Genomic DNA, 25,971 nt, shown 5'->3' with positions numbered 1-25,971 from the left:
TTATTAATTTACCAGACCCGTTATTTACACAATTGCATTCAGTTAATAATTACAAGTACTACTAATAAGGACACAGTAACAATACCTGTGTTTTTAAAGCACATTACCAAATATATAGTTGATTAGAGGGTAAGTGGTTTTTAGCAGCTTTTTGTAATTTAAAAAAGAGATTCGTTAATTTACTTTTGTTACAATTGAGTTGTTGGCTTACAACACATTATACAATGTTAAGTTAGTATTTTGGAGAAAGGACGTGCTCGAACAAATAGAACAATGGATTGATGCAACAAATATTAAATATAAAACCCAAAGAATTAGCTGTGAGAAATTTGCTAGTGAGTTTGCAGGGTTTTATCCTGTCGAATTTTTAAAAAATGCCTTTTACGTTATTGTCGATGAAATACCCAAACCTAACTTTCCTTTTTTGCGTGAAATGGGATTAGACGATTTTATTGACATGGATGCCGCAGGTACTACATATAAAAACACTTATTACATGCTTCCTTACGTAGCTGATAATTTAGCTGTGCATTTTCATGAACTTGTTCACGTAGCCCAATGGAGTGAACTTGGCGCCGAGGCTTTTATGTTACGTTACATAACCGAAATTCAGCAGGTTGGTTATGCGGCTGCGCCACTTGAAGTAATGGCGTATGGTCTTGATAAGCACTTTACAAATAATGGCAATAAAATAAACGTGCCTGAACACGTGGTTCAAGCGTTGTAGTTAATTAACATTTTCAAAGGATTGCATATGACACGCTTTACTGTTTTTTTACTGAGCTTACTTAGTGTAAATGCCTATGCGGCATCGTTTGATGACGATATTGTGGCTGCGTTACTTGAAAGAACAACACATAACGTTACCTACGATGGGTCTTATCACTCTATTGGCTATCCTGGTGGTGATGTACCTGAGAATGTAGGTGTGTGCACCGATGTAATAATTAGAAGTTACAGAAAGTTAGGCATCGATTTACAGAAACTCGTGCATGAAGACATGCAAAATAACTTTACACTGTATCCATCTAAACGTATTTGGGGTTTAAATAAGCCTGATAAAAATATAGATCACCGACGTGTTCCAAATTTACAAGCTTACTTTGAGCGCCATGCAAACGTGTTAAGTAAATCCAACAAAGTGAGTGATTATAAAACCGGCGATATAGTAACGTGGATGTTACCAGGTAATTTACCTCATATAGGCATGGTGATTAATGAATCATCTCAAGATACAGGTAATCCGCTTATTGTGCATAATATTGGGCGTGGGCCGCAAAAAAGTGACATGCTTTTTGATTACAAAATTACAGGGCATTACCGGTTTGTTCCACAGTATTGATGCGCTTAATAAACGGTATATGTAAGTATTAATTTTATTTCAGATTAATACTTACATTGCCATTGGGTTTACAGCAGCACAACAATATTTCGCCTTCGCGCACAAACGCAAGTGGCTCTTCGTTGTACTCAACGTTACCTGATACTAACGTTGCCCTACAAGCGCCGCAATAGCCTTCACGGCATTGGAATGCAACGTCTATTTTCATGGATTCTAAGCAGTGTAAAAGAGAAGGGCAGTCAGCGGTAAACTCTATACACTGGCTGTTTTCTGCAAGTGTTACACTTGCAGTAGACTTGTCACGCATTATAAATCAAAATCACCAAATTCTGATGCATCAACTTGCGAGTCTATTTGACCAACAAGGTATGAGCTTATTTCTGCTTCTTGTGGTGCTACTTGCACGTTATCAGACACTAACCACGAGTTTATCCATGGGATAGGGTTACTGTTATTTTCAAACTGTGCAGGCAAGCCAATCGCAGTCATACGTGCATTGGTAATGTATTCAACGTACTGACATAAAATATGTTTATTTAAGCCAATCATCGAACCATCTTTAAATAAGTATTCGGCCCACTCTTTTTCTTGCTCTGCTGCGTCAACAAACATTTTAATAGCTTCATCGCGGCACTGGGCAGCAACAATCGCCATTTCTGGGTCGTCTTTACCGTCTTGCATAATGTTTAAAATATGCTGAGTACCCGAAAGGTGAAGTGCTTCATCGCGTGCAATTAGCTTGATGATTTTAGCGTTACCTTCCATTAGCTCGCGCTCAGCAAAAGCAAACGAACATGCAAAGCTTACGTAAAAGCGAATCGCTTCAAGAATATTTACCGACATCATTGCAAGGTAAAGTTTCTTTTTAAGCTCAAATAAATTAATGATAACTGTTTTACCGTTAATCTCGTGTTTGCCTTCACCGTATAAGTTGTAAAGCGAAACAGAGTTAATTAAGTCATCGTAGTATTTAGTTACGGCATCAGCACGTTCGCTAATTTTATCGTTGCTAACTATGTCATCAAAAATAAGTTCAGGGGCTTGTGTTACGTTACGGATAATATGCGTGTATGAGCGGCTGTGAATTGTTTCACTGAACGCCCACGTTTCTATCCATGTTTCAAGCTCTGGTAGTGATACAATTGGAAGTAGAGCCACGTTTGGCGAACGACCTTGTACACTATCAAGTAGTGTTTGGTATTTTAAGTTGCTTAAAAATATATGCTTTTCGTGATCTGGTAATGCTTGAAAGTCTAAACGGTCTTTACTTACATCTACTTCCTCAGGACGCCAAAAGAAAGACAGTTGCTTTTCAATTAACTTTTCAAAAATTGGGTATTTTTGTTGGTCGTAACGAGATACGTTTACAGTTTGGCCAAAAAACATTGGCTCTTGCATTTGATTATTATGGTTTCGGCTAAAAGTAGTATAAGACATGTTTATCACTCAAAAAACTATCAGAAAAAGCGGGCTAAATGCCCGCTTAAAATAAAAATCAGCAGTTATATTTTACACGCGCCGCCTTCACAATCATCATCTTCCACTTCTGGAGTATCTTCTTGTGAATCTGAGGCGCCATCGCGAGTATTGTGGTAATACAAGGTTTTAACACCTAGTTTGTACGCGCTTAGTAAGTCTTTTAATAAGACTTGCATAGGTACTTTACCGCCTTCGAACTTGTTTGGATCATAATTCGTATTTGCAGAAATTGTTTGGTCAACAAATTTTTGCATTATGCCAACAAGCTGCAAGTAACCATCGTTTGATGGAATGTCCCATAGTAACTCGTACTGATCTTTTAAACGCTCATACTCAGGAACAACTTGTTTTAAAATACCGTCTTTACTTGCTTTAACGCTAATATGTCCGCGTGGTGGCTCAATACCGTTAGTTGCATTAGAGATTTGCGACGATGTTTCTGATGGCATTAACGCACTTAGTGTTGAGTTACGCATACCGTGCTCTTTAATATTTGCACGTAGTGTATCCCAATCAAGGTGAAGTGGCTCATCACAAATTTTATCTAAATCACGTTTGTACGTATCTGTTGGCATAATGCCTTGTGAATACGTTGTTTCGTTAAACTTAGGACAGGCACCACGCTCTTTAGCAAGCTCGTTTGATGCTTTCATCAAGTAGTATTGAATAGCTTCAAAGGTTTTATGTGTTAATGCATTTGCGCTGCCATCTGAGTAACGCTTACCGTTTTTAGCTAGGTAGTATGCGTAGTTAATCACGCCTATACCTAACGTTCGACGACCCATAGTTGCATTTTTAGCCGCCGGTACAGGGTAGTCTTGGAAATCAAGTAAGTTATCAAGTGCGCGTACTGCAAGTTCAGCTAGCTCTTCAAGCTCATCAAGTGACTCTATTGCACCTAAGTTAAACGCAGACAGTGTACAAAGGGCAATTTCGCCTTCTTCGTCATTTACGTTGTTAAGTGGCTTAGTTGGCAATGCAATTTCTAAACATAAGTTAGATTGGCGAATTGGCGCAACTTTAGAAATGAATGGGCTGTGTGTATTACAGTGATCAACATTTTGTAAATAAATACGACCTGTACTTGCACGTTCTTGCGCAAACATAGAGAAAAGCTCAATGGCTTTAATACGTTTTTTACGAATAGACTCGTCTTGTTCGTATTTTACGTAAAGTGCGTCAAACTCAGCTTGGTCTTCAAAAAATGCATCGTAAAGGCCAGGCACATCTGATGGGCTAAATAATGTAATGTAGTCATCTTTAATTAAACGAGAATACATTAGTTTATTAAACTGTACGCCGTAATCAAGGTGACGAACGCGGTTGTCGTCTACACCACGGTTATTTTTAAGTACAAGTAGGTTCTCTACTTCTAGATGCCAAAGCGGGTAGAACAAAGTTGCAGCGCCGCCGCGTACACCACCTTGCGAACAACTTTTAACGGCTGTTTGAAAGTGCTTATAAAAAGGAATACAACCTGTATGGTACGCTTCGCCGTTACGAATATGGCTACCTAAAGCACGAATTCGACCAGCGTTAATACCAATACCTGCGCGTTGTGATACGTATTTAACGATTGCAGACGATGTAGCGTTAATTGAATCAAGGCTGTCGCCACATTCAATTAATACACACGAGCTAAACTGGCGAGTAGGCGTACGTACACCTGACATAATTGGCGTTGGTAGAGATATTTTAAATAATGATACCGCGTCGTAAAAACGTTTGATGTAATCAGTACGTGTTTCACGTGGGTAGTCTGAAAATAAGCTTGCTGCTACTAAAATATATAAAAACTGTGCACTTTCGTATATTTCACCCGATACACGGTTTTGAACGAGGTACTTGCCTTCAAGCTGTTTTACAGCTGCGTAGCTAAAGTTAAGATCGCGAGAATGATCAAGGTATGCATCAAGCTCGTCTAATTCTTGCTCTGTGTAATCTACTAATAAGTGAGCATCGTAGCGTTTATCGCCAACCATTTTTGTTACGTGGTCAAATAAACGTGGTGGTTCAAATTGACCATACGCTTTTTTACGTAAATGGAATACAGCTAAACGTGCAGCTAAGTATTGATAATCAGGCGATTCTTTTGAAATCTGATCCGCTGCTGCTTTAATGATGGTTTCGTGGATGTCTTTGGTACGAATACCGTCGTAAAACTGAATGTGCGATTTTAATTCAACTTGCGAAACCGAAACGTTATTTAAACCTTCGGCGGCCCATTCAATAACGCGATGGATCTTATCCAGATCAAGTGGCTCTTTGCGCCCGTCACGTTTGCTTACAGATAACTGTTGGTTCATTTGCCTGTATTCCTTGGGAATTATGTATTTTGACCAATGCTTTATACCTCGCCGAAGCAAGGTACATACTCATTTATTATAGGTTTCACCGTATTGACGAATTTAATTGAATAACATTTGGCCACAATATCTGGTGTTGTTCAATTTAGAGATCACAAGATAGTGTGGTCTGAGTTGTTTTGCAAGGGACATAATTGCCCCTATTTGTGGATAACTTTGGGATAACGCATTTGTGTTAGTAGACACTCACCTTCGAACAATCATTTAAGTTGAAATATGCAAAAATCAACTAATGATCTGCTAAATTTACGCATTTTAAAAATAAATTTTGACTGCTTTTTTTATCAGCAAGCTTTGTGTGAAAACTAACACAATCACAATATATAGTGTTTAATAATTAACATGACACTATATATGGTTAAAACCGTCAATTGGACTTAGCCAGTTAAAATTGGCTTCCCAAGCTATCGCTTCATCTTTACTTGGGATGTAACCCCAAAGAGCCGTTGCGGTATGCATACCTGCGGCTTTGCCTGCTTGTATGTCTCGCTGTGCATCACCAATGTATAAACAACGCTTTGGTTCTACTTGCATAAGCTTTGCACAGTGTAGCAGTGGTAAAGGTGATGGCTTAGCTTCAGTTAAGGTGTCGCCACTTATTACTACACTGGCATTTTTCAATGCGGGAATAGCTGCCACTAAAGGATCGGTTAAAAAGCCAGGCTTGTTAGTCATGATCCCCCATTTGATCTTTTTCTGATCAAGGGCGATAAGTAACGATTCAACTCCGCTGAAGCAATGCGTGTGTTTTGCTATGTTTGCAGCGTACTCGTTAACTAATTGTTTTATAAGCTCGCTTTGGTGTTGTTTGTCCCATAATTCTTTAAAACCAGCCTCTAATAATGCGCCTGCGCCGTTAGATGCCGCAGGACGGTATACATCACTATTAACTGGTTCTATTTCATTGCTAATAAGAACTGCGTTTAAAGCGGCACCTAAATCATCAGCGGTGTCGAGTAGGGTGCCGTCTAAATCAAATAAAAATGCATCGTACTCAATAATGGGTAAGGGGGCTTGAGAATTAGCCATTAAGCTAACTTCTCAAAATAAAGTATGTAATTTACGCTAACGTCACTATTGAGCGTATATTGCTTTGATAGTGGGTTATAAGAAAGCCCTGTACTTGCACGGACTTTTAAACCGGCTTGCTCTGCCCATGCAATAAGCTGTGCAGGTTTTATAAACTTTTTATGGTCGTGTGTACCTTCAGGTACCATTTTTAAAAGTTTTTCAGCGCCAACAATCGCGTATAAATATGCTTTAGGTGTTTTGTTAAGGGTTGAAAAAAACACATCCGCGCCTGGTTTGGCAAGTGCGGCTACAGCATGAATGATAGAAGCTGGGTCGGGTACGTGCTCAAGCATTTCCATACAGGTTATTACATCAAAGCGCTCTGGGTTTTGCGAAGCAAACTCTTCTGCAGGTATTTTTATATAATCTACATTTACGCCTGTCTCTAAACTATGCAATTTAGCAACAGTTAAAGGCTCTTGACCCATGTCGATACCGGTTACTTTTGCGCCCATGCGTGCCATGCTTTGGCTTAAAATACCGCCACCACAGCCAACGTCGAGTGTTTCTTTATCGAATAAGCCTTGCGTTTTGTTTGCTATAAAGTCTAGTCGTAACGGGTTAATTTCGTGAAGAGGTTTGAATTCTCCGTCTAGGTCCCACCAACGCTCAGCGATGGCTTCAAATTTTGCTATTTCTGCGTGATCTACATTTTGATGTTCGGTCATAAAATACTTCCTCGTCAATCTGAGGCCATTATATAGGGCTAAATTGATAAATCGCAAAGTTTTGCGCCTGTAAATTAAAATTAATTGTGATAGCATGGCTGTTAGAAATAATAACAATACTCTTAATACCCAATACCGGGTTGTTGAGAGCTGATACTGAAGGAATGTGATATCAAATGACTGATCTCGCCAATGAAATTCTGCCAGTCAATATTGAAGACGAGTTAAAAAACTCCTACTTAGATTACGCAATGAGCGTAATCGTAGGACGTGCATTACCAGACGTACGTGACGGCTTAAAACCTGTTCATCGCCGCGTTTTGTTTGCAATGAACGAGCTTAGTAATGACTGGAACAAGCCTTACAAAAAATCGGCCCGTGTGGTCGGTGACGTAATCGGTAAATACCACCCACACGGCGACAGTGCAGTTTATGACACGATAGTTCGTATGGCTCAGCCATTCTCACTGCGTTATATGCTTGTAGATGGCCAAGGTAACTTCGGTTCGGTTGATGGTGATTCAGCAGCGGCAATGCGTTATACAGAAGTACGTATGGCAAAAATGTCGCATGAGTTATTAGCCGATCTTGAAAAAGAAACGGTTGATTTCGTTCCTAACTACGATGGCACAGAGTTCATCCCTGATGTTTTACCTACGAAAGTTCCTAATTTATTAGTGAATGGTTCGTCGGGTATTGCGGTAGGTATGGCTACAAATATACCACCACATAACTTAACTGAAGTTGTAAATGGGTGTTTGGCACTTATTCAAAATCCTGATTTAACTATTTTAGAGTTAATGGATTATATCCCTGGTCCTGATTTCCCAACGGCTGCAATTATCAACGGTAAGAAGGGCATTGAACAAGCCTACTTAACTGGCCGTGGTAAAGTGTACATGCGTGCACGCGCCGACATCGAAACCGATGAAAAAACAGGTCGTGAAACAATTATCGTTCACGAAATTCCTTATCAAGTTAACAAAGCTCGCTTAATTGAAAAAATTGCTGAGCTAGTTAAAGATAAAAAAATTGAAGGTATTAGCGCGCTACGAGATGAATCTGATAAAGACGGTATGCGTATCGTTATTGAGATTAAACGTGGTGACGTAGGCGAAGTTATTTTAAATAACTTGTATTCACAAACTCAGTTACAAACTGTGTTTGGTATGAATATGGTTGCTTTAATTAATAACCAACCTAAGTGTTTTAATTTAAAAGAAATGCTTGAAGAGTTTATTATTCACCGCCGTGAAGTAGTAACTCGTCGTACCGTGTTTGATTTACGCAAAGCGCGTGACCGTGCTCACACGCTTGAAGGTTTAGCGATTGCGCTTGCAAACATTGACCCAATTATCGAACTTATTCGTAAATCCCCTACACCAGCTGAAGCTAAAATTGCCTTAACAGCACGTCCGTGGGAATTAGGTCATGTACAAGGTATGCTTGAGAAAGCAGGCGAAGATAATGTAGCCCGTCCAGATTGGCTTGCTGCTGATTTAGGTATTCGCGACGGTCAATACTATATTTCTGAGCAACAAGCTCAAGCAATTCTAGATTTGCGTTTACACAAGCTTACTGGTCTTGAACACGAAAAAATCTTAACTGAATATCAATCGTTATTAGAGCTAATTGCTGAACTACTTTATATTTTGGCGACTCCTGAGCGTTTAATGGAAGTTATTCGTGATGAGCTAGTTGAAATTAAAGCGCAGTATGGCGATGAACGTCGTACTGAGATTAATGCAGCGGCTCACGATATCAGCCTTGAAGACTTAATTACTGAAGAAAACGTTGTAGTAACGCTTTCTCACGAAGGGTATGTGAAGTATCAGGCATTGTCTGACTATGAAGCACAGCGTCGTGGTGGTAAAGGTAAGTCAGCAACGAAGATGAAAGATGAAGATTTCATCGAACGTCTTTTAGTTGCAAATACACACGATACGATTTTATGTTTCTCTACAGCGGGTCGTTTATATTGGCTTAAAGTGTATCAGTTACCACTAGCAAGTCGTGCAGCGCGCGGTAAGCCAATTGTTAACTTGTTACCACTTGAAGCAGATGAACGTATTACTGCTATATTGCCAGTACGCGAGTACGCTGAAGATAAATACATCTTTATGGCAACTGCATTCGGTACAGTTAAGAAAACACCATTAACGGCTTACAGTCGTCAACGAGCTAGCGGTATCATTGCTGTTAACTTAAATGATGGCGATAGCTTAATTGGTGTTGATATTACCGATGGTAGCAACGAGATTATGTTGTTCACTGATGCTGGTAAAGTAGTACGCTTTAAAGAAGCTGAAGAAACAACCGTTGTTGATGAAAACGGTAACCCAGTACTTGATGAAGAAGGCAACCCTGAGATTCGTTTCAAAGGTGTTCGTCCAATGGGTCGTACGGCTACAGGTGTTCGTGGTATTAAAATGCCAGACGAGCAGCGCGTAGTATCGTTAATTGTACCAAAAACTGACGGTGCTATTTTAACGGTAACTGAAAATGGTTACGGTAAGCGTACACAACTTGAAGATTACCCATCTAAGAGCCGTGCAACACAAGGTGTTGTATCTATCAAAGTGAGTGAACGTAACGGTGCTGTTGTTGGTGCTGTTCAAGTTGACGATAACGACGAAATAATGATTATTTCAAATCGTGGTACCTTAGTACGAACTCGCGTTAATGAAGTTTCTACGGTTGGACGTAACACGCAAGGTGTTATTTTGATCAGAACTATTGACGAAGAGCAAGTAGTTGGTTTACAACGTATAGAAGAGATTGAAGTTACAGAAAGTGACTTAATTGATATTGAAGACGTTGAAACAGTAGATACGGTTATTGATGAAGTAGCGGATGATAATCCTCCTTCAGAATAATTGATATTGAAAAAGCGGCCTTGGCCGCTTTTTTTAATGTTGTTGAAAAAAATTAATAGAGTGTGAAATTATATTCATTCATTAAATTTTAAAGGTTTAGCGGATTGGTATTAAATGTTCATACTTAGTAGTTAAATTACTGGAATGAGGCAAAGGTAATGAGTAAATATAATTTTTGTGCGGGGCCAGCTATGCTTCCGCAAGCGGTTATGAAAAAAGCGCAAAAAGAGTTTCTAGATTGGCAAGACCTAGGTGTGTCTGTGATGGAAATTAGCCATCGCAGTAAAGAGTTTTTGGCGCTTACAGCTAAATGTGAAGCCAGCCTTCGCCGTCTAATGAATATTAGTGATGAATTTGAAGTGCTGTTTATGCATGGTGGTGGTCGTGGTCAGTTTAGTGCTGTGCCATTAAATTTACACCAAGAAGGCAAAACAGCGTTTTATTGCGAGAATGGCGTATGGTCGAAAAGCGCCAGAGATGAAGCGAATAAGTTCACTCAAACGTCTTTTACGGATGTCCGTAATGATGCAGATGGTGAGTTTTCAATTAAAGCCGTTGCTGACTGGGAATTACCAGAAGATGCTGCGTACATCCACTATTGCCCTAATGAGACTGTCGATGGCTTAGAGATTTTTGATGTACCGAGTCATCCAACAGCTCCGATTATTGCTGATATGTCTTCAACTATTTTATCGCGTGAGATAGACGTTAATAAATTTGATTTAATTTACGCTGGTGCGCAAAAAAATATCGGTCCATCGGGTATTTCAATTGTTATTGTTCGTAAAACATTACTTGAGCGCGAAGGTTTGCCAAAGCCTGGTATTTTAGATTACGCACTTGAAGCAAAGCAGGGCAGTATGTTTAATACCCCACCTACCTTTGCTTGGTATTTAGCGGCTGAAGTATTTGAATGGCTTGAAAGCAATGGTGGGGTAAAAGCCATGGAAGCACAAAATATTGCTAAAGCAGATTTACTGTATGATTTTATTGATAACTCTGACTTTTATTCAAATATTGTTGCTAAGCATTGTCGTTCACGCATGAATGTCCCATTTTGGTTAAATGATGAAAGCTTAAATAGCAAATTTGTTGCTCAATCAAGCGAAGCCGGTTTACTTGCACTTGAAGGGCACCGAATTGTGGGAGGCATGCGCGCAAGTATCTATAACGCAATGCCACTTGAAGGTGTTCAAGCACTTGTAGACTTTATGGCTGCATTTGCAAAGGAGCACAGCTAATGGAGCAGCTTCGTTTAGAGCCCATTTCACGTGTAAATGGGACTGTTACTCTGCCTGGCTCAAAAAGCTTATCGAACAGAATTTTATTATTAGCAGCACTTGCAAGCGGTACCACCGTTGTAGAGAACTTACTTGATAGTGATGATATTCGTCATATGTTGGGTGCTCTGAAGCTTTTAGGTGTAAATGTAACACTTAATGAAGAGCGCACTGTAGCTACTGTAGAGGGGGTTGGTGGTGTGTTTAAAACACCAAGTGAACCATTATTTTTAGGTAATGCAGGTACTGCTTATCGACCTTTGACAGCAGTGCTTGCGGCTGTAAGTGGCGAATATGAGTTAATAGGCGAGCCACGCATGGAAGAGCGTCCGATAGGGCACTTAGTTGATGCTCTACAAACACTTGGTGGCGATGTTACCTATACAAAACATAAAGATTATCCACCACTCAAAATCGTAGGCGGCCAAATCAATGGCGGTGAAGTTGAAATTGATGGCAGTATTTCAAGTCAGTTTTTAACTGCCTTGTTAATGGCAGCTCCTTTATTTAACGGCGATACAAATATAACTATTAAGGGTACTTTAGTATCTAAGCCTTATATTGATATTACGTTAGGTGTTATGGCGCGCTTTGGTATTGATGTTGAGCACAGTGACTATGTAACTTTTAACGTTAAAGGTGGTCAACAGTATCAATCAGTCGAGCGAATTATGGTTGAAGGTGATGCTTCATCGGCTTCTTATTTCGTTGCAGCCGCAGCGATTGCCGGTGGCGAGATAGAAATTAAAGGTGTTGGCGCTAAATCGGTTCAAGGAGATATAGGCTTTGCTAAAGTAATGGAGCAGGTTGGCGCTAAAATTGATTGGTATGATGAGCGCTTAGTTGTTCGCAAAGGCGAGCTTAATGGCGTAGATATAGATGCGAATGCAATTCCTGATGCTGCTATGACCCTTGCAACAGTTGCTTTATTTGCTAAAGGTAAAACTGCTATTCGTAATATTTATAACTGGCGCGTTAAAGAAACAGACCGTTTGTACGCAATGGCAACTGAACTTAGAAAAGTAGGCGCTGAAGTTGTAGAGGGTGAGGATTTTATAGAAATTACTCCACCTGAACATTTTAATGATGTTGCTATAGATACTTACGACGATCACCGTATAGCTATGTGTTTTGCTATGGTTGCCGTAGGCGGAAAGCCAATAACGATTAATGATCCAAAGTGTACTTATAAAACATTCCCTACATTTTTCAATGTTTTAGCATCAGTCAGTGAATAAGCTATTTAGAAGTAATTACAAAAGTTACACACTAATAGCAGATATATTTTAATAACTGACGTATAATGTCGCGGTTTATTTAGGTGTGCATTGCAGGAGGTTTTAAATGCAGGCGTTATTAATGCCCGTGATCACCGTTGATGGCCCAAGTGGTTCAGGTAAAGGAACTGTTTGTCGCTTGTTAGCCGACAAGTTAGGGTGGGATGTATTAGATAGCGGTGCGATTTATCGCGTTTTATCTTTAGCTGCACTTCATCACCAAATTGCATTAGACAATGAAGAAGGGCTTGTCCCTCTTGCTGCAAATTTAGATGTGCAGTTTTTGGTAGATAGCCAGACTAATGCAGGAAAAGTTATTTTAGAAGGCGAAGATGTAACCACTACTATTCGTAACGAAGAAGTAGGCGCTGCAGCGTCAAAGGTTGCAGCATTACCTCGCGTTCGTGAAGCATTATTACGTCGCCAGCGTGCATTTCGTAGTGAAAATGGCTTAATCGCCGATGGTCGTGATATGGGCACTGTCGTTTTTCAAGATGCTCCGTTAAAAATATATTTAACAGCAAGTGCAGAAGAGCGTGCTCGTAGACGCTTTGTTGAGTTGAATACGCGCGGTCTTGATGTTACACTAAGTGGTCTATTACAGGACATTCAAGCTCGTGATGAGCGCGATATGAATCGTGCCGTTGCTCCGCTTGTACCTGCAGAAGATGCTATTGAGATCGATACTAGCGAACTTAATGCACAGCAAGTGTTTGATAAGGTAATAACTTTATTAGATATTGCAATCTCTGAAGGTAAGCTTCCTAAACGAAGCTAAAACACATTTTATGCGCCAGCAGGATGCCAGTGCTATTTTAACAACCCCATGCAGCATGGTTGCTTATTGGTATAATATATAGAGACGTATATTCGTATGTCAGAAAATTTTGCGCAGTTATTTGAAGAAAGCTTAAAGGGTTTTGAAGCAGAGCAAGGCTCTATCGTTAAAGGTACAGTAATCTCAATCGAGAACAACATTGTACTTGTAGATGCTGGTCTTAAATCAGAAAGTGCTATCCCTGCTGAGCAGTTCAAAAATGCTGCTGGTGAACTTGAAGTTGCTGTTGGCGACGAAGTAGATGTTGCACTAGATGCAATTGAAGACGGTTTCGGTGAAACTATTCTTTCTCGTGAGAAAGCTAAGCGTCACGAAGCATGGATCCGTCTTGAGAAAGCATGTGAAGAGCAAGAGACTGTTACTGGTGTTATCAACGGTAAAGTTAAAGGCGGTTTCACAGTTGAAGTTGATTCAATCCGTGCTTTCCTACCTGGTTCACTTGTTGATGTTCGTCCAGTACGTGACACAACTCACCTTGAAGGCAAAGAGCTTGAATTTAAAGTAATCAAGCTTGACCAAAAACGTAACAACGTTGTTGTTTCACGTCGTGCAGTTATCGAATCTGAAAACTCACAAGAACGTGAAGAGCTTCTTGCTAACCTTGTTGAAGGCCAAGAAGTTAAAGGTATCGTTAAGAACCTTACTGACTACGGTGCATTCGTTGACCTTGGTGGTGTTGATGGTCTACTACACATTACTGATATGGCTTGGAAGCGTGTTAAGCACCCTTCAGAAATCGTTAATGTTGGCGACGAAATCGCAGTTAAAGTTCTTAAATTCGACAAAGATAAAACTCGTGTATCTCTAGGCCTTAAACAGCTTGGTGAAGATCCATGGGCAGCTATCGCTGGTCGTTACCCAGAAGGTTCTAAACTTTCTGGTCGTGTTACTAATCTTACAGATTACGGCTGTTTCGTGGAAATCGAAGAAGGCGTTGAAGGTTTAGTACACGTTTCTGAAATGGATTGGACTAACAAAAATATCCATCCTTCAAAAGTTGTTAGCTTAGGCGACACTGTTGAAGTTATGGTTTTAGAAATTGACGAAGAACGTCGTCGTATTTCTCTTGGTCTTAAGCAATGTATTGCTAATCCTTGGCAGGAATTTGCTCGTCTACAAAACAAAGGCGATCAAGTTACTGGTAAGATCAAATCAATCACTGACTTCGGTATCTTTATCGGTCTTGACGGTGGTATTGACGGTCTTGTACACCTTTCAGACATTTCTTGGAATACACCTGGCGAAGAAGCTGTACGTGAATTCAAGAAAGGCGACGAAATCACTGCTATCGTATTGCAAGTTGACCCAGAGCGTGAACGTATCTCTCTAGGTGTTAAGCAAATCGAAGCTGACCCATTCAATAACTACCTTGATGCAAACAAAAAAGGTGCTATTGTTAAAGGTAAAGTGACTGAAGTTGATGCGAAAGGCGCAACTGTTGAACTTATCGAAGGCGTTGAAGGTTACATCCGTGTAGCTGATATCGCTCAAGAGCGCGTTGAAGATGCAACTACTGTTGTTTCTGTAGGCGACGAGATTGAAGTTAAATACGTTGGTGTTGATCGTAAGAACCGCACTTTAAGCTTATCTGTAAAAGCTCTTTTCGAAGCAGAAGAGAAAGAAGTACTAGAGAAGCTTAAGAAAGAAGAGCCAGTGTTTGAAAACGCAATGGCAGCTGCTTTCGCAAATGCACAAAAAGACTAATATATAATTAGTTTTTAGTTGGAAGGGCATTTTTTGCCCTTCCTATATCTCTTTTTAAGGAAACGCTATGACTAAGTCAGAACTGATAGAAACACTTGCGGAACAACACGCACACGTTCCAGTGAAAGATGTTGAGAATGCTGTAAAAGAAATTCTTGAACAAATGGCCGGCTCATTATCTACTTCAGATCGTATTGAGATCAGAGGTTTTGGTAGTTTCTCTTTGCATTTCCGCGCTCCTCGCACAGGTCGTAATCCTAAGACTGGCGACACAGTTGAGCTTGAAGGAAAGCATGTACCTCATTTTAAACCAGGCAAAGAATTACGCGACCGCGTAAATGAAAGCATTGCCTAGTTAACTTAGTGGAGTAGTTACTTGTTTAAGGTATTAAAAATTATTCTGGTTGCACTATGCCTTATCAGTGCATTTGTATTAGGGTCACAAAACCCACAGTTAGTACAAATAAATTATATTATAGCCAGTAATACATTACCTTTAGCTGTAATAATAAGTATCTGCTTTTTATTAGGTGTTTTGATTGGTTGTTTTATTAGCTTTAAATTGTTTTCGCAATTAAAGTGGCAAAACTACCGCTTAAAAAAGCAATTAGCGCCTGAAAAAGATAAAAAAAAGCTTGCCGCGAATAAAGACACCTAACTATGATTGAGCTTTTGTTTTTACTATTACCTGTTGCCGCTGGTTACGGTTGGATTATGGGTAAAAATAGTGCCAAAAACCAAGCTCATCAACTTAATCGTCAGATCACTTCTGAATACAGCAAAGGCTTAAAGTTTCTACTCGACAGAGAAGAAGACCAAGGCTTAGAGCACTTAATTAATTTGCTTGAAGTTTCGGCTGACTCTGTTGAACACTATTCTACACTTGCTACTATGTTTCGCCGTAGAGGTGAACTAGACCGCGCAATAAAAATCCATGAACTTCTTTTAAAACACCCAAGCTTAAATGAACAACAAGCTGCAACTAGCCGTTTAGAACTTGCCGAAGATTACATAATGGCTGGTCTACTAGATAGTGCAGAAGAGCACTTAGTTTGGTTAGTTAAAGCAGGGCATGTAGAAGCGCTAGATCCTATTATTACTTTATACTCGCAAACCCGTGAATGGGAAAAAGGCATCAACATGTTTGAAGCCCACAGCGAGCTATTTGCAAAAGAACAACAATTTAAAGCGATCGCTAATTTTTATTGTGAGTCGGCTTTAAGTGAAAATACACCTCAACTAATGAGAAAAGCGATTAGCTTAAATTATAAAGCCGTACGTCCGCTTTACGAGTTAGGGTTAGTTGCTTACGCGAAAGAAGATTACGTTAAAGCTATTTATTACTGGCGTGAGCTAGTATCACAATTCACTTTGTTTGCGCCGTTGTTTATTGATGAGCTAGCTCACAGCTATAAACAATTAAATCTAACGCATCAATTTCATGAGTTAGTCAGTGACTTGTTAGAGAAGGGTGGTGTATTAATTAAAATAAAACATTGCCAAGCATTACTTGAGCAAGGGCACACTAAACAAGCCTTTGAATTTCTAACTGATAGCTTAAAACGTCAACCTACTATTCGTGGTTTCAGTTTTTTACTGCAATTAATGGGTGACCAAAACAAAAATACTAAAGAAGTACTTAACGAAATTGATAAGCTTGTAACGTCTTATATTGCTACAAAACCTGATTTTCAATGTCAGCACTGTGGTTTTACGAGCTACACCATATATTGGAATTGCCCTTCTTGTAAGCATTGGGAAACCATTGTTCCAAGTCGAGGCTTAGACGGATTTTAATAACCCCTTAAATAATATCGGATTTAACTATGATAATTTTAGCAAATTAAACTGAGAGTTTACTGGGTTGGAATTTTTTGATGTTGTGTCTATATAAATTTCTCTACACCTTCTCTCAAATTACCAGCTAGCACTATTGCATTAAATCTATTTAAACAATTACTTTATATCAATTCGCTTATTAAGTGGTCTGTTTTGAGGCAAGAAAATTGTGTCGATAACAAGGCAAGAATTTCGTTATTTTATTGTTGTATATCAGAAATTTTTAAGCAGTTAGCGTCAAATTTAGTCCTTCAAATTGATTAAGTATTATTGCGGATTGGTATTATAGCCATACATTAGGATAGTCATGTCTTTCGAACACTCAAAAAAAATTCTTATAGCATTAGATTACGATGACCAAGAGATTGCTTTAAACTTTGTTAAACAACTTTCTCCTGATACATGTCGTCTTAAAGTAGGCAAAGAGATGTTTACTTATTTTGGACCTACATTCGTTAAAGAGTTAATTGATTTAGGTTTTGATGTTTTTCTAGATTTAAAGTTTCATGACATCCCTAATACAGTAGCTAAAGCTGTTACTGCTGCGGCTAAAATGGGTGTGTGGATGGTAAATGTTCATGCTTCTGGTGGTTTTGAAATGATGAGCAAAGCTAAATCGGCTCTAGAACAGTTTGGCGATAAAGCGCCATTACTTATCGCTGTTACTGTATTAACAAGCATGGATGAAACAGAATTAAAGCGCTTAGGCGTTGATAAATCAGCTCAAGAGCAAGTTATATATTTAGCTAAGCTTGCAAAGGAAGCTGGGCTTGATGGCGTTGTGTGTTCTGCACAAGAAGCAAAAGCCTTAAAAACAGAGTTAGGTGAGAGTTTTAAGCTTGTTACGCCAGGTATACGTCCTGAAGGGAGTGATGCCGGCGATCAAAAGCGTATCATGACTCCTAAGCAAGCAATTGATGCAGGAAGTGATTATTTAGTTATAGGTCGACCTATTACTCAGGCGGATAATCCCGTAAAAGTGCTTAGTGATGTTAATAAATCCATAGCGTAATTTAACAAAAAGCAGCAATATAGTGCTAAAACCCCTTACTACATGTGTATTTTATGTTACATTATTAGTATTAATAATGTAGTAGGGGTTTGCTTTGAAGTTATTATTAGGTTTCATAATTATTATTGTTGCGGGTTTTTCGGTAAATAAGTACGTCTTTTCTAATAAAGCATATGATGATGTTACATCAGTAACAGATATAATCTCGAACTATCCTATTAATATGTTCGATTTTAAACAAACAATGCGAAATTATGCACACCACCTGTGTTACAAAAATGAGGATACACTGATATCTCAGCATATAACGGTAACTGATTGCATATCTAAGCTTGATGATAAAAAAACAGAATGCGAAAAGAAGGTTTTTCGTTTGGCACCGCTTAACCTAGAGTCAAAGGGTGAAGTGCTTGATTATTCAAGGCAATATACGCAATGTACATTGCCTTATAAGTACATTCTAGGTTAATTACAAACAAATAATATTAGTAATTAAAGCCTATTATTTATGATTAAGATCTTAAGCGAATGGATTTCGCTTCAATATCTATTAACTCTTGTTTGAATAATCCACCAATTGCTTTTTTATAGTTAGCTTTACTAGTAGAAAACATCTTTTTAATCGCTTCAGGTTCGGACTTATCGCCTAATGGAATAACTCCACCTTCGTTTTTAAGTTTTTGCATAATAGTTTCACCAAGGTCACTTACTTTACCCATCCCCGGCTTTTCTAGTACAACATCAATTTTTCCGTCTTCACGTACTTTTTGAATGAACCCTTTAAGCTTTTGACCCACAAATAAGCTTTTAAATACCATATTGTAGAAAACAACACCAAAGTGCGATTCTTCAATTAATACCTTGTAGCCAATATCTGTTTTGCCAGCAACAATTAAATCCACTTCTTGTAAGTGCGTATACTGCGGCTCATCTTTAGATAGAAAGCGATTAAAGTTGTTTGATGCACAAATACGTTGGCTTGCATTATCAAGGTACAAACGAACTAGATATGAGTGACCTTCTTGCATACGTGGTTTTTGTTCGTTAAATGGGGTTAATACATCTTTTTCAAGACCCCAATCTAAAAACGCACCAATACTATTAATTTCTTTAACGCGAAGCAGGGCATATTCACCTACTTGTGCGTGTGGCTTTTTAGTTGTGGCAGTTGCTAAGTTAGCGTTGTCTAAGAAGATAAATACACTAATGCTATCGCCCGCTTCAAGCTCATGTTTAATTTCTTGTTTTGGTAAAAACACTTCACCTAAATCATGACCGTCTAAGTAAGCACCTTCGTTACTCACTTCTTTTACAAATAATGTTTGTGTGGTTCCTAGGTAACTCATAATTATTCCTGCTCAGTCTTTTTTTTACGGCGCATTGGTGTATCGCCATCAATGTTCATTGGTGCTTTAATTGGTGCTGTTGGCTTTTTAGGTTTGGCTTTGCGTTTAAATACAGGCTTTTTAACAGCGGCAGATTTTTCTTTAGATTTATCCCACGTTGCTTCAGGCTTTTTCTCTTTAATACCTTTAAACTTCGCTTTTAAACCTTCGACACTTGCAAATACAAGCTCATCGTTCAAAAACGATTTAATAGCTAAATAGCTTGCCCAGTCTTTAGGTCCAACAAGCGATAAAGCATTACCTTTAAAACCAGCACGGCCTGTACGGCCAATGCGGTGTACATATTCTTCAGCGTGTTTTGGCAAATCAAAGTTAATAACATGCGTTACACTTAGTAAATCTAAACCACGAGATGCAACATCGGTTGTGATTAATATTTTAAAGTTTTCGCGACTAAATGAATCCATTATATCTAAACGTTTATTTTGCGTTAAGTCACCTGCAAGCGCTACAGACTTAAAGCCTTTAGCATTGAGCGCCTCACTCAAACGACTCGTGTCAGAACGCGTTGCCGTGAAAATAATGCACTGCCCAACATCATCTTGATTCAAAAAGTGCTCTAATAGCGCTTCTTTATGATCAAGATGATCGGCAAGGTATAACGTTTGTTTAATATCGCTATGTTGCTCGTTCGCTGCACTTAGCGTAATTTGCTTTGGCTTTTTTAATAGATTACGTGATAGAGCGTCTACTTGCGCATGGTCAAGTGTTGCAGAAAACAATAACGTTTGGCGTAAACGGTGATTAGCTTGCTCGTTAATCATTTTCAACTGCTCAGTAAAGCCTAAATCTAATATACGATCGGCTTCATCAAAAATAAGCAGTTCTAGCCCACTCAATTGTAAAGATCGTTTTGTAATGTGATCGGCTAAACGCCCAGGTGTAGCAACTACAAATTGTGGATCATTTCTAAGTGCTTTTATTTGGTCATTAAAGTTCTCGCCGCCAAGTATTTTTACGGCCTTAATAGCTGTGCCTGCAATTAATAAACGCAGCTGAGTAAATACTTGCGTAGCAAGCTCACGCGTAGGAGCAACAATAAGTACACGAGGATCGCGTTTACTGAGTGCTTTTTGTTTCATAACCCTTTGTACAGCAGGTAATAAAAACGCCAAGGTTTTGCCCGACCCAGTTTTCGACTGAGCGAAAATGTCATGCCCTGCAAGTGCGGTAGGCACTGCATGCGCTTGAATATCGGTGGGCTGGGTGATCCCTTGATGTGCTAATTGTGTTTCAAGGCGTGTATCAATCCCAAGATCAGTAAACTGCAATGTGTGTTTCTCCAAAATAAGCAAATTAAGTCTATAAATTTATCAGCGCATTATAGCTTACACAGATAGGTCGCTAACAGTAAAAACCAATCTATAGCGCTATTTTTTGCAATTAAACTAAAAAAGCGTAAAATACGCGCCCCATATGCGCCGGATTTACGATTCGGTAAATGCCAATTGTGGCAACTAAAAGCAAAATAGGAAATAAGATGACGGCAGTTCATAAAAATGATGTGACAAAGGACCACTTTGTAGTGTGTGCAATGTATAAGTTTGTGGCTTTACCTGAGTATGAAGCCCTTAGAAAGCCATTACTTGAGGTAATGGAAGCAAACGAGGTTCGTGGTACTTTACTTATTGCAGCTGAAGGTATTAACGGTACGGTTTCTGCTAAACGTGAAGGCATAGATAATCTATTAGCCTGGCTTGATGAGCAACCTAATTTAAAAAATATCGTAACAAAAGAATCTTACGATGATGAATGCCCGTTTTACCGTACTAAAGTAAAATTAAAAAAAGAAATTGTAACTATGGGGGTTGAAGGTGTAGACCCTCTAAAAGTTGTAGGTAGTTATGTTAAGCCTAATGAATGGAATGCGTTAATATCAGATCCTGACGTTATACTTATTGATACTCGTAATGATTACGAAATAGAAATTGGTACTTTTCAAAACGCAGTCGATCCAAACACTAAAACATTTCGTGAGTTTCCTCAGTGGGCAAAAGAAAACTTAGACCCTGAAAAACATAAAAAAGTGGCTATGTTTTGTACTGGCGGTATTCGCTGTGAAAAATCAACTGCGTATATGAAAGAGCAAGGCTTTGATGAGGTATATCATCTTGAAGGTGGTATTTTAAAATACCTAGAAGAAGTGCCAAAAGAAGAAACAATGTGGGAAGGCGAGTGTTTTGTATTTGATAATCGTGTAGCGGTTGATCACGACTTACAAAAAGGTTCTTATGATCAATGTCACGCCTGTCGTATGCCAATTACAGAAGAAGAAAAATTAAAGCCTGAATACATGGAAGGTGTATCTTGCCATCATTGTATTGAAGAAGTAACGGATGAACAGCGGACACGCTTTGCTGAACGCCAAAAACAGATTGAGCTCGCGCAAGCGCGTGGTGAAGGCCATATTGGTAGCGAAGCACAGGCAGTTTTACAGCAACGTAAAGAGGCTAAAAAAGCGCAAAAGGATGCTCAGCGCGGTAAATAACATTTATTAATGAATACTTTTATTAGCCCAGCTTATGCTGGGCTTTTTAGTTTTAACTGTCACTTGTATTTTTTGTTAGTTTTACCTAAATTGGTATCACCTACGTAAACTCATCCTATTGTTTTGCTAATTTATCGTTCTAACCTATTTATTGATCAAACAGCTGTTAGACTTCGTACGGTAATGAAAATAATAATTAGTTAGGGTGTAACTTTGAAATCTCGAATTTTATTAATCAGTACATTAAGTGCTTTACTATTTGTAACTTTACCAGCATTAAGCGCTAATGTTGTGGTACAAAAAATAACATTAGAGCGTGCTAAGCAACAAGTACAAGCAGTTGGTAATACAGAGGCAATTCATTCAGTTATGTTATACCCAGCGGTGGGTGATAAGGTGACCGCTGTATACTTTAAACCTGGCGATAAAGTAAAAAAAGGCGATATGTTACTCGAGCTCGACTCTCGCAGGCAAAAAGCCGCGCTTGATGAGGCTAAAATTAAACTTGCGGATACGCAAAGAATATTAGAGCGATTACAGCAAAGCCAGGCTAAAGGAGCTGTGCCTAAAAGTGACGTAGACGACGCTAAAACAGTTGTTGAACTTGCAAAAGTTACTTTAACTCAAGCACAAACAGAGCTTGAAGATAGAAAAGTTATTGCACCTTTAAATGGTATTATGGGGCTAACAGATGTTGAGGTTGGCGATAGAATTTCTGAGCTTACTGAAATAGCGAGTATTGATGACACGAGTGACTTGTATATTAATTTTAATGCGCCAGAATCAGCCATATCTATGCTACGCAATAAAAGTAATATAACAGTATTTCCTTGGCAGTCAGAAAGCCCAACTAACGCCCAAATTGCTTATTTAGATTCTCGAATAAATCCTCAAACTCGTACTCTTCGTGTTAAAGCAAAACTTAACAATGCGAATGAGCAGTTTTTGCCGGGTATGAGCTTTAGAGTTCATATTGAAGTATTAGGTGATAATTACGCTGCAATACCAGAAGCTGCGTTATTGTGGGGAGCAACGGGTCCTTACGTATGGACAAGTGTTGATAATAAAGCCACACGCGTTGATGTAAAAATAGAGCAACGCCTTGCAGGTCGATTATTAGTATCGGGCCCATTAAAAGAGGGTGATATTTTAGTTATTGAGGGCGTCCAACGCCTACGAGCTAAGCAAGAACTAAGCTTTAACGCAATTGATTCAGATTCGCAGGAGTAGGTATGAAACAACAACCTATGATGCAAGATTTACCATCAATGGCTATTCGTCGCCCTGTGCTTATAGTTGTACTCAACTTACTAATTATTATTGCCGGGATTGCAGCTATTGCAGGGATTGAGGTCAGGGAACTCCCCGATGTAGATAGGCCGCGTATTACTGTTTCTGCACCATTTCCGGGTGGCTCACCAGAAACTGTAGACACTGAAGTAACCAGTAAACTAGAAGGCGCAGTAGCACGCGTAAGCGGTGTTAAATCAATACGAGCGCAAAGTGAAGAAGGAAATTCACGAATTGTCGTAGAGTTTAGGCCCGGAATTAATTTAGACGATGCAGCAAACGAAACGCGCGAATCGGTGGCACGTGTTCAACGAGATCTCCCCGAAGAAGTCGAGCGAGTATCCACTATTAAAGCCGATAACGATGCAGAAGCCGTTGTATCGTTAACCGTCTCTAGTGATAGTTTATCGCTTGAAGCACTTACTGAACGTGTTGATGTTGATTTAGCCCCGCAGTTTTTAACCATTCCAGGTGTTGCGGATGTACGCTTAAATGGTGATAGGGAACGAGTATTAAGAGTACGAATTGATCCTCTTAAACTAAGCAGCTTCAATTTAACGATTCCAGATGTTGCACAAGTACTTAGCCAAGCTCCGTTTGACGTGCCAGCAGGAAGTTTAAAATCAAACGATCAACAAATTATCGTACGGGCTGATGCTTCATCAATAACACCAGAGCAAGTGGGCGACATCATAATTCAAGGTGATACCCGCATTAGCGATATTGCAGCTGTTTACTTTGGTCCCGCTGATCCACGTTCTATGGTAAGACTCAACGGTAAACCTGTTATAGGCATGGAGATAATTCGTCAAGCCCAATCAAATACGATAGAAATATCTGATGAAGTGTTAAAGCTCATCAACAGCATGCAAACGCGTTTTCCTGAAATGGAATTTACCCTTACGTCTGATGATGCACAGTTTATTAGAAGCTCAGTTGATGAAGTTATTTACTCTTTATTACTTACCGTGTTGTTAGTAGTTGTAACGCTTTGGGTTTTTATCGGCTCTTGGCGTGCCACACTCGTACCTGCTTTTGCAATCCCCGTGGCGTTAATTGGCTCATTAGCACTGATTTGGGCACTTGGTTTTTCAATTAACATTTTAACTTTACTAGCCCTTGTACTTGCCACCGGTTTAATTGTAGATGATGCCATTGTAGTCAGTGAAAATATTCAGCGACAACGAGGATTAGGTTTAGGCAGACGTGCAGCTGCGGTAATAGGAACACGAGAAGTGTTTTTTGCGGTAATAGCAACAACTGCAGTACTTGCAGCTGTATTTATACCTATTGCATTTTTACCTTCAACCGCTGGGCGGCTGTTTAGAGAGTTTGGAGGTGTACTTGCAGGCGCCGTTATTATTTCAAGCTTTGTAGCTTTATCATTAGTACCAGCGCTAACTTCAAAGCTAAAACTAAAACAGGGTGGTTTTCACCCATTTGCTAAAATAGGTCATTGGCTTGGTGGTATTTATACAAAATCAATTCACAAAGTGCTAGACCATGCGTGGGTTACATTTATAGCCTGTGTATTGGTAGCGGCTGGCTCAGGCGCTTTATATACAAGTTTAGATAGCGAATTACTACCAACAGAAGATCGTGGAAAAATACGTATATTTGCACGAGGCCCTGACGGTGTAGGGTTAAACTTTATGGATAGACAAGCCATAAAAATGGAAGATATTTTATTACCTTTTATTGATAGCGGCGAAATAGAATCAATTTATACGGTAGTTGGCCAATGGGATCCAAATATAGTATTTATCACTGTGCCATTAAAGCATTGGGATGAAAGAAATTTTACTCAACAAGAAATAATCAATAAAATTCGTCAGCCCTTGGGTGATATTCCCGGTGCACCAGCATTTCCAGGCGGTGCAAATAGTTTAAATTTACGTGGTCAAGGTGGCGGTGTTGAAATAGCCTTACTAGGTCAAGACTACCTACAAATATTTAAAGCTGCGCAGCAGTTTTCAGCGGCACTTGAAAAAGCAGTGCCTGAAGTTGCCCCTGTTCGTATTTCCTATCAGCCATCGCAACCACAGCTTAGAGTTAATATAGACAGACGGCGTGCGCAAGAGCTGGGTGTAGCGCTGAGCGACATAGCAATTACACTGAGAGCGGCTATTAACGGAGATGATGTTGAAGATTTAAACATAGGCGATCAATCCGTTCCTATAATGTTGCAAGCTCAAAATCAAACCATAAACGATCCGAGCGATTTAGCTAATTTATATATTAGAGCTGGCAATAACAGCTTAGTGCCATTAAGTAGTGTTGCTTATATCTCTGAAGAAGGTGTAGCAGCTGAACTTGAGCGACATGCACAGCGCCGCTCTATTGAGCTCAGTATGGAACTGCCCGAAGGATTAACTATCGCCTCTTTAGTAGATCAAATTAAGCAGGTGTCTGAGCAATCATTAGCGCCTGGTATTGCACTTGCGTTTAAAGGTGAAGCACTGACCTATGAGGAAACATCTAATGAAGTGCTTGTAACCTACGTATTGGCTTTTTTAATTGTATTTTTAGTTCTTGCTGCCCAGTTCGAAAATGTAAATAGTGCTGTCGTGGTTATGATAACCGTACCATTTGGTATTACATCTGCAATTTTAGCGCTTTATTTAACGGGGACATCGTTAAATATATACTCTCAAATCGGCTTAGTTATGCTGATCGGCTTAATCGCTAAAAACGCTATATTACTGGTTGAATTTGCCGACCAACTACGCGACCAAGGTTTACCTGTTAGAAAAGCTGTTGAGCAAGCTGCACTAGTACGTTTAAGACCCATTACAATGACTCTTATATCGACCTTGTTAGGTGCTTTACCATTAATTATGTCTACCGGTGCGGGCGCTGAAGCACGAAATGCAATTGGTTGGGTGGTGTTTGGTGGCCTAGCGCTCGCCGTATTATTTACCCTTTACCTTACACCTGTTATTTACTTAGGTTTAGCTCGCTTTACGACCCCTCGAGGCGATGAATCTAAAGAGCTCGAACAAGAGCTAGAAAAGCTAAATTAAAGTGTAATTAAA

General features: G+C 39.4%; 22 protein-coding genes. 15 read left to right on the top strand and 7 right to left on the bottom strand.

What is annotated here, in order from left to right:
- The first annotated feature begins 253 nt into the window (after positions 1-253).
- Together WNY98_RS09440 and WNY98_RS09435 are read left to right on the top strand one after the other, a co-directional pair.
- The gene (locus tag WNY98_RS09440; protein WP_342877750.1) at positions 254-727 is read left to right on the top strand and encodes a hypothetical protein; all 474 of its coding nucleotides are present in this window, start codon (positions 254-256) and stop codon (positions 725-727) included.
- A 27-nt stretch (positions 728-754) separates the two neighbouring features.
- The gene (locus WNY98_RS09435; RefSeq protein WP_342877749.1) at positions 755-1,342 is read left to right on the top strand and encodes a DUF1287 domain-containing protein; all 588 of its coding nucleotides are present in this window, start codon (positions 755-757) and stop codon (positions 1,340-1,342) included.
- Positions 1,343-1,376: 34 nt separating this feature from the next.
- Here WNY98_RS09435 and yfaE read toward each other — a convergent pair whose 3' ends face one another.
- The 5 genes from yfaE to ubiG form a co-directional block, all read right to left on the bottom strand.
- Entirely contained in the window at positions 1,377-1,649 is a 273-nt protein-coding gene (yfaE, locus tag WNY98_RS09430) for a class I ribonucleotide reductase maintenance protein YfaE (protein ID WP_342877748.1), read from the bottom strand.
- Positions 1,649-2,779, bottom strand: a complete 1,131-nt coding sequence (gene nrdB / locus WNY98_RS09425) for a class Ia ribonucleoside-diphosphate reductase subunit beta (protein WP_002961159.1) — start codon at positions 2,777-2,779, stop codon at positions 1,649-1,651. Before nrdB ends, yfaE begins: the two co-directional genes overlap by 1 nt.
- Before the next feature lie 65 nt (positions 2,780-2,844).
- A complete protein-coding gene (gene nrdA, locus WNY98_RS09420; RefSeq protein ID WP_182733173.1) occupies positions 2,845-5,127 on the bottom strand; it encodes a class 1a ribonucleoside-diphosphate reductase subunit alpha in 2,283 nt (760 codons plus the stop codon).
- 408 nt (positions 5,128-5,535) lie between these two features.
- Positions 5,536-6,216: an HAD-IA family hydrolase gene (locus tag WNY98_RS09415; RefSeq protein WP_342877747.1), complete on the bottom strand. Its 681-nt coding sequence runs from the start codon at positions 6,214-6,216 to the stop codon at positions 5,536-5,538.
- Positions 6,216-6,926 (bottom strand): bifunctional 2-polyprenyl-6-hydroxyphenol methylase/3-demethylubiquinol 3-O-methyltransferase UbiG, encoded by a 711-nt coding sequence (ubiG, locus tag WNY98_RS09410; protein ID WP_024600254.1) that lies wholly within the window; start codon positions 6,924-6,926, stop codon positions 6,216-6,218. The genes WNY98_RS09415 and ubiG overlap by 1 nt, the downstream gene beginning before the upstream one ends.
- A 176-nt stretch (positions 6,927-7,102) precedes the next feature.
- Between ubiG and gyrA the strand changes: the two genes are divergently transcribed.
- The 10 genes from gyrA to WNY98_RS09360 all read left to right on the top strand — a co-directional run bounded on the left by gyrA (position 7,103) and on the right by WNY98_RS09360 (position 18,221).
- Positions 7,103-9,802, top strand: a complete 2,700-nt coding sequence (gene gyrA, locus WNY98_RS09405; RefSeq protein WP_024600253.1) for a DNA topoisomerase (ATP-hydrolyzing) subunit A — start codon at positions 7,103-7,105, stop codon at positions 9,800-9,802.
- Between the two features lie 158 nt (positions 9,803-9,960).
- Positions 9,961-11,043, top strand: coding sequence for a 3-phosphoserine/phosphohydroxythreonine transaminase (serC, locus tag WNY98_RS09400; RefSeq protein WP_024600252.1), 1,083 nt, complete (start codon positions 9,961-9,963; stop codon positions 11,041-11,043).
- A complete protein-coding gene (gene aroA / locus WNY98_RS09395) occupies positions 11,043-12,320 on the top strand; it encodes a 3-phosphoshikimate 1-carboxyvinyltransferase (RefSeq protein ID WP_024600251.1) in 1,278 nt (425 codons plus the stop codon). Before serC ends, aroA begins: the two co-directional genes overlap by 1 nt.
- Before the next feature lie 106 nt (positions 12,321-12,426).
- A complete protein-coding gene (gene cmk, locus WNY98_RS09390) occupies positions 12,427-13,137 on the top strand; it encodes a (d)CMP kinase (protein WP_024600250.1) in 711 nt (236 codons plus the stop codon).
- A 96-nt stretch (positions 13,138-13,233) separates the two neighbouring features.
- Complete coding sequence (gene rpsA, locus WNY98_RS09385; RefSeq protein WP_002961176.1) at positions 13,234-14,901, top strand: 30S ribosomal protein S1; 1,668 nt, start codon at positions 13,234-13,236, stop codon at positions 14,899-14,901.
- A gap of 67 nt (positions 14,902-14,968) precedes the next feature.
- Entirely contained in the window at positions 14,969-15,256 is a 288-nt protein-coding gene (gene ihfB, locus WNY98_RS09380; RefSeq protein ID WP_007583054.1) for an integration host factor subunit beta, read from the top strand.
- Between the two features lie 21 nt (positions 15,257-15,277).
- On the top strand, positions 15,278-15,559 hold the full coding sequence (locus WNY98_RS09375; RefSeq protein ID WP_024600249.1) for a LapA family protein: 282 nt from the start codon (positions 15,278-15,280) through the stop codon (positions 15,557-15,559).
- 2 nt (positions 15,560-15,561) lie between these two features.
- Complete coding sequence (gene lapB / locus WNY98_RS09370) at positions 15,562-16,698, top strand: lipopolysaccharide assembly protein LapB (protein WP_024600248.1); 1,137 nt, start codon at positions 15,562-15,564, stop codon at positions 16,696-16,698.
- Positions 16,699-17,047: 349 nt separating this feature from the next.
- The gene (gene pyrF, locus WNY98_RS09365) at positions 17,048-17,752 is read left to right on the top strand and encodes an orotidine-5'-phosphate decarboxylase (RefSeq protein WP_342877746.1); all 705 of its coding nucleotides are present in this window, start codon (positions 17,048-17,050) and stop codon (positions 17,750-17,752) included.
- A gap of 94 nt (positions 17,753-17,846) precedes the next feature.
- The gene (locus WNY98_RS09360; RefSeq protein WP_342877745.1) at positions 17,847-18,221 is read left to right on the top strand and encodes a hypothetical protein; all 375 of its coding nucleotides are present in this window, start codon (positions 17,847-17,849) and stop codon (positions 18,219-18,221) included.
- A gap of 43 nt (positions 18,222-18,264) precedes the next feature.
- On the opposite strand, the gene WNY98_RS09355 is transcribed toward WNY98_RS09360, so the two are convergent.
- Positions 18,265-19,098, bottom strand: a complete 834-nt coding sequence (locus tag WNY98_RS09355; RefSeq protein WP_024590152.1) for a S1-like domain-containing RNA-binding protein — start codon at positions 19,096-19,098, stop codon at positions 18,265-18,267.
- A 2-nt stretch (positions 19,099-19,100) separates the two neighbouring features.
- Positions 19,101-20,429: a DEAD/DEAH box helicase gene (locus WNY98_RS09350; protein ID WP_024600245.1), complete on the bottom strand. Its 1,329-nt coding sequence runs from the start codon at positions 20,427-20,429 to the stop codon at positions 19,101-19,103.
- Positions 20,430-20,638: 209 nt separating this feature from the next.
- Between WNY98_RS09350 and WNY98_RS09345 the strand changes: the two genes are divergently transcribed.
- The 3 genes from WNY98_RS09345 to WNY98_RS09335 all read left to right on the top strand — a co-directional run bounded on the left by WNY98_RS09345 (position 20,639) and on the right by WNY98_RS09335 (position 25,959).
- Positions 20,639-21,646 (top strand): rhodanese-related sulfurtransferase, encoded by a 1,008-nt coding sequence (locus tag WNY98_RS09345; protein ID WP_024600244.1) that lies wholly within the window; start codon positions 20,639-20,641, stop codon positions 21,644-21,646.
- 213 nt (positions 21,647-21,859) lie between these two features.
- On the top strand, positions 21,860-22,876 hold the full coding sequence (locus WNY98_RS09340; protein WP_342877744.1) for an efflux RND transporter periplasmic adaptor subunit: 1,017 nt from the start codon (positions 21,860-21,862) through the stop codon (positions 22,874-22,876).
- 2 nt (positions 22,877-22,878) lie between these two features.
- Positions 22,879-25,959 (top strand): efflux RND transporter permease subunit, encoded by a 3,081-nt coding sequence (locus tag WNY98_RS09335; protein ID WP_342877743.1) that lies wholly within the window; start codon positions 22,879-22,881, stop codon positions 25,957-25,959.
- Positions 25,960-25,971 lie beyond the last annotated feature (12 nt).

It is taken from the genome of Pseudoalteromonas sp. AS71, assembly GCF_038900275.1.
Lineage (GTDB): Bacteria > Pseudomonadota > Gammaproteobacteria > Enterobacterales > Alteromonadaceae > Pseudoalteromonas.
This window is presented reverse-complemented; position numbering and strand designations above follow the sequence as displayed.

Coding starts and splice junctions, on each gene's coding strand:
- WNY98_RS09345 (WP_024600244.1), top strand. CDS start 20,639: ATGACGGCAGTTCATAAAAATGATGTGACAAAGGACCACTTTGTAGTG.
- nrdB (WP_002961159.1), bottom strand. CDS start 2,779: ATGTCTTATACTACTTTTAGCCGAAACCATAATAATCAAATGCAAGAG.
- serC (WP_024600252.1), top strand. CDS start 9,961: ATGAGTAAATATAATTTTTGTGCGGGGCCAGCTATGCTTCCGCAAGCG.
- WNY98_RS09335 (WP_342877743.1), top strand. CDS start 22,879: ATGAAACAACAACCTATGATGCAAGATTTACCATCAATGGCTATTCGT.
- aroA (WP_024600251.1), top strand. CDS start 11,043: ATGGAGCAGCTTCGTTTAGAGCCCATTTCACGTGTAAATGGGACTGTT.
- lapB (WP_024600248.1), top strand. CDS start 15,562: ATGATTGAGCTTTTGTTTTTACTATTACCTGTTGCCGCTGGTTACGGT.
- WNY98_RS09435 (WP_342877749.1), top strand. CDS start 755: ATGACACGCTTTACTGTTTTTTTACTGAGCTTACTTAGTGTAAATGCC.
- rpsA (WP_002961176.1), top strand. CDS start 13,234: ATGTCAGAAAATTTTGCGCAGTTATTTGAAGAAAGCTTAAAGGGTTTT.
- gyrA (WP_024600253.1), top strand. CDS start 7,103: ATGACTGATCTCGCCAATGAAATTCTGCCAGTCAATATTGAAGACGAG.
- cmk (WP_024600250.1), top strand. CDS start 12,427: ATGCAGGCGTTATTAATGCCCGTGATCACCGTTGATGGCCCAAGTGGT.
- pyrF (WP_342877746.1), top strand. CDS start 17,048: ATGTCTTTCGAACACTCAAAAAAAATTCTTATAGCATTAGATTACGAT.
- WNY98_RS09355 (WP_024590152.1), bottom strand. CDS start 19,098: ATGAGTTACCTAGGAACCACACAAACATTATTTGTAAAAGAAGTGAGT.
- yfaE (WP_342877748.1), bottom strand. CDS start 1,649: ATGCGTGACAAGTCTACTGCAAGTGTAACACTTGCAGAAAACAGCCAG.
- WNY98_RS09415 (WP_342877747.1), bottom strand. CDS start 6,216: ATGGCTAATTCTCAAGCCCCCTTACCCATTATTGAGTACGATGCATTT.
- ihfB (WP_007583054.1), top strand. CDS start 14,969: ATGACTAAGTCAGAACTGATAGAAACACTTGCGGAACAACACGCACAC.
- nrdA (WP_182733173.1), bottom strand. CDS start 5,127: ATGAACCAACAGTTATCTGTAAGCAAACGTGACGGGCGCAAAGAGCCA.
- ubiG (WP_024600254.1), bottom strand. CDS start 6,926: ATGACCGAACATCAAAATGTAGATCACGCAGAAATAGCAAAATTTGAA.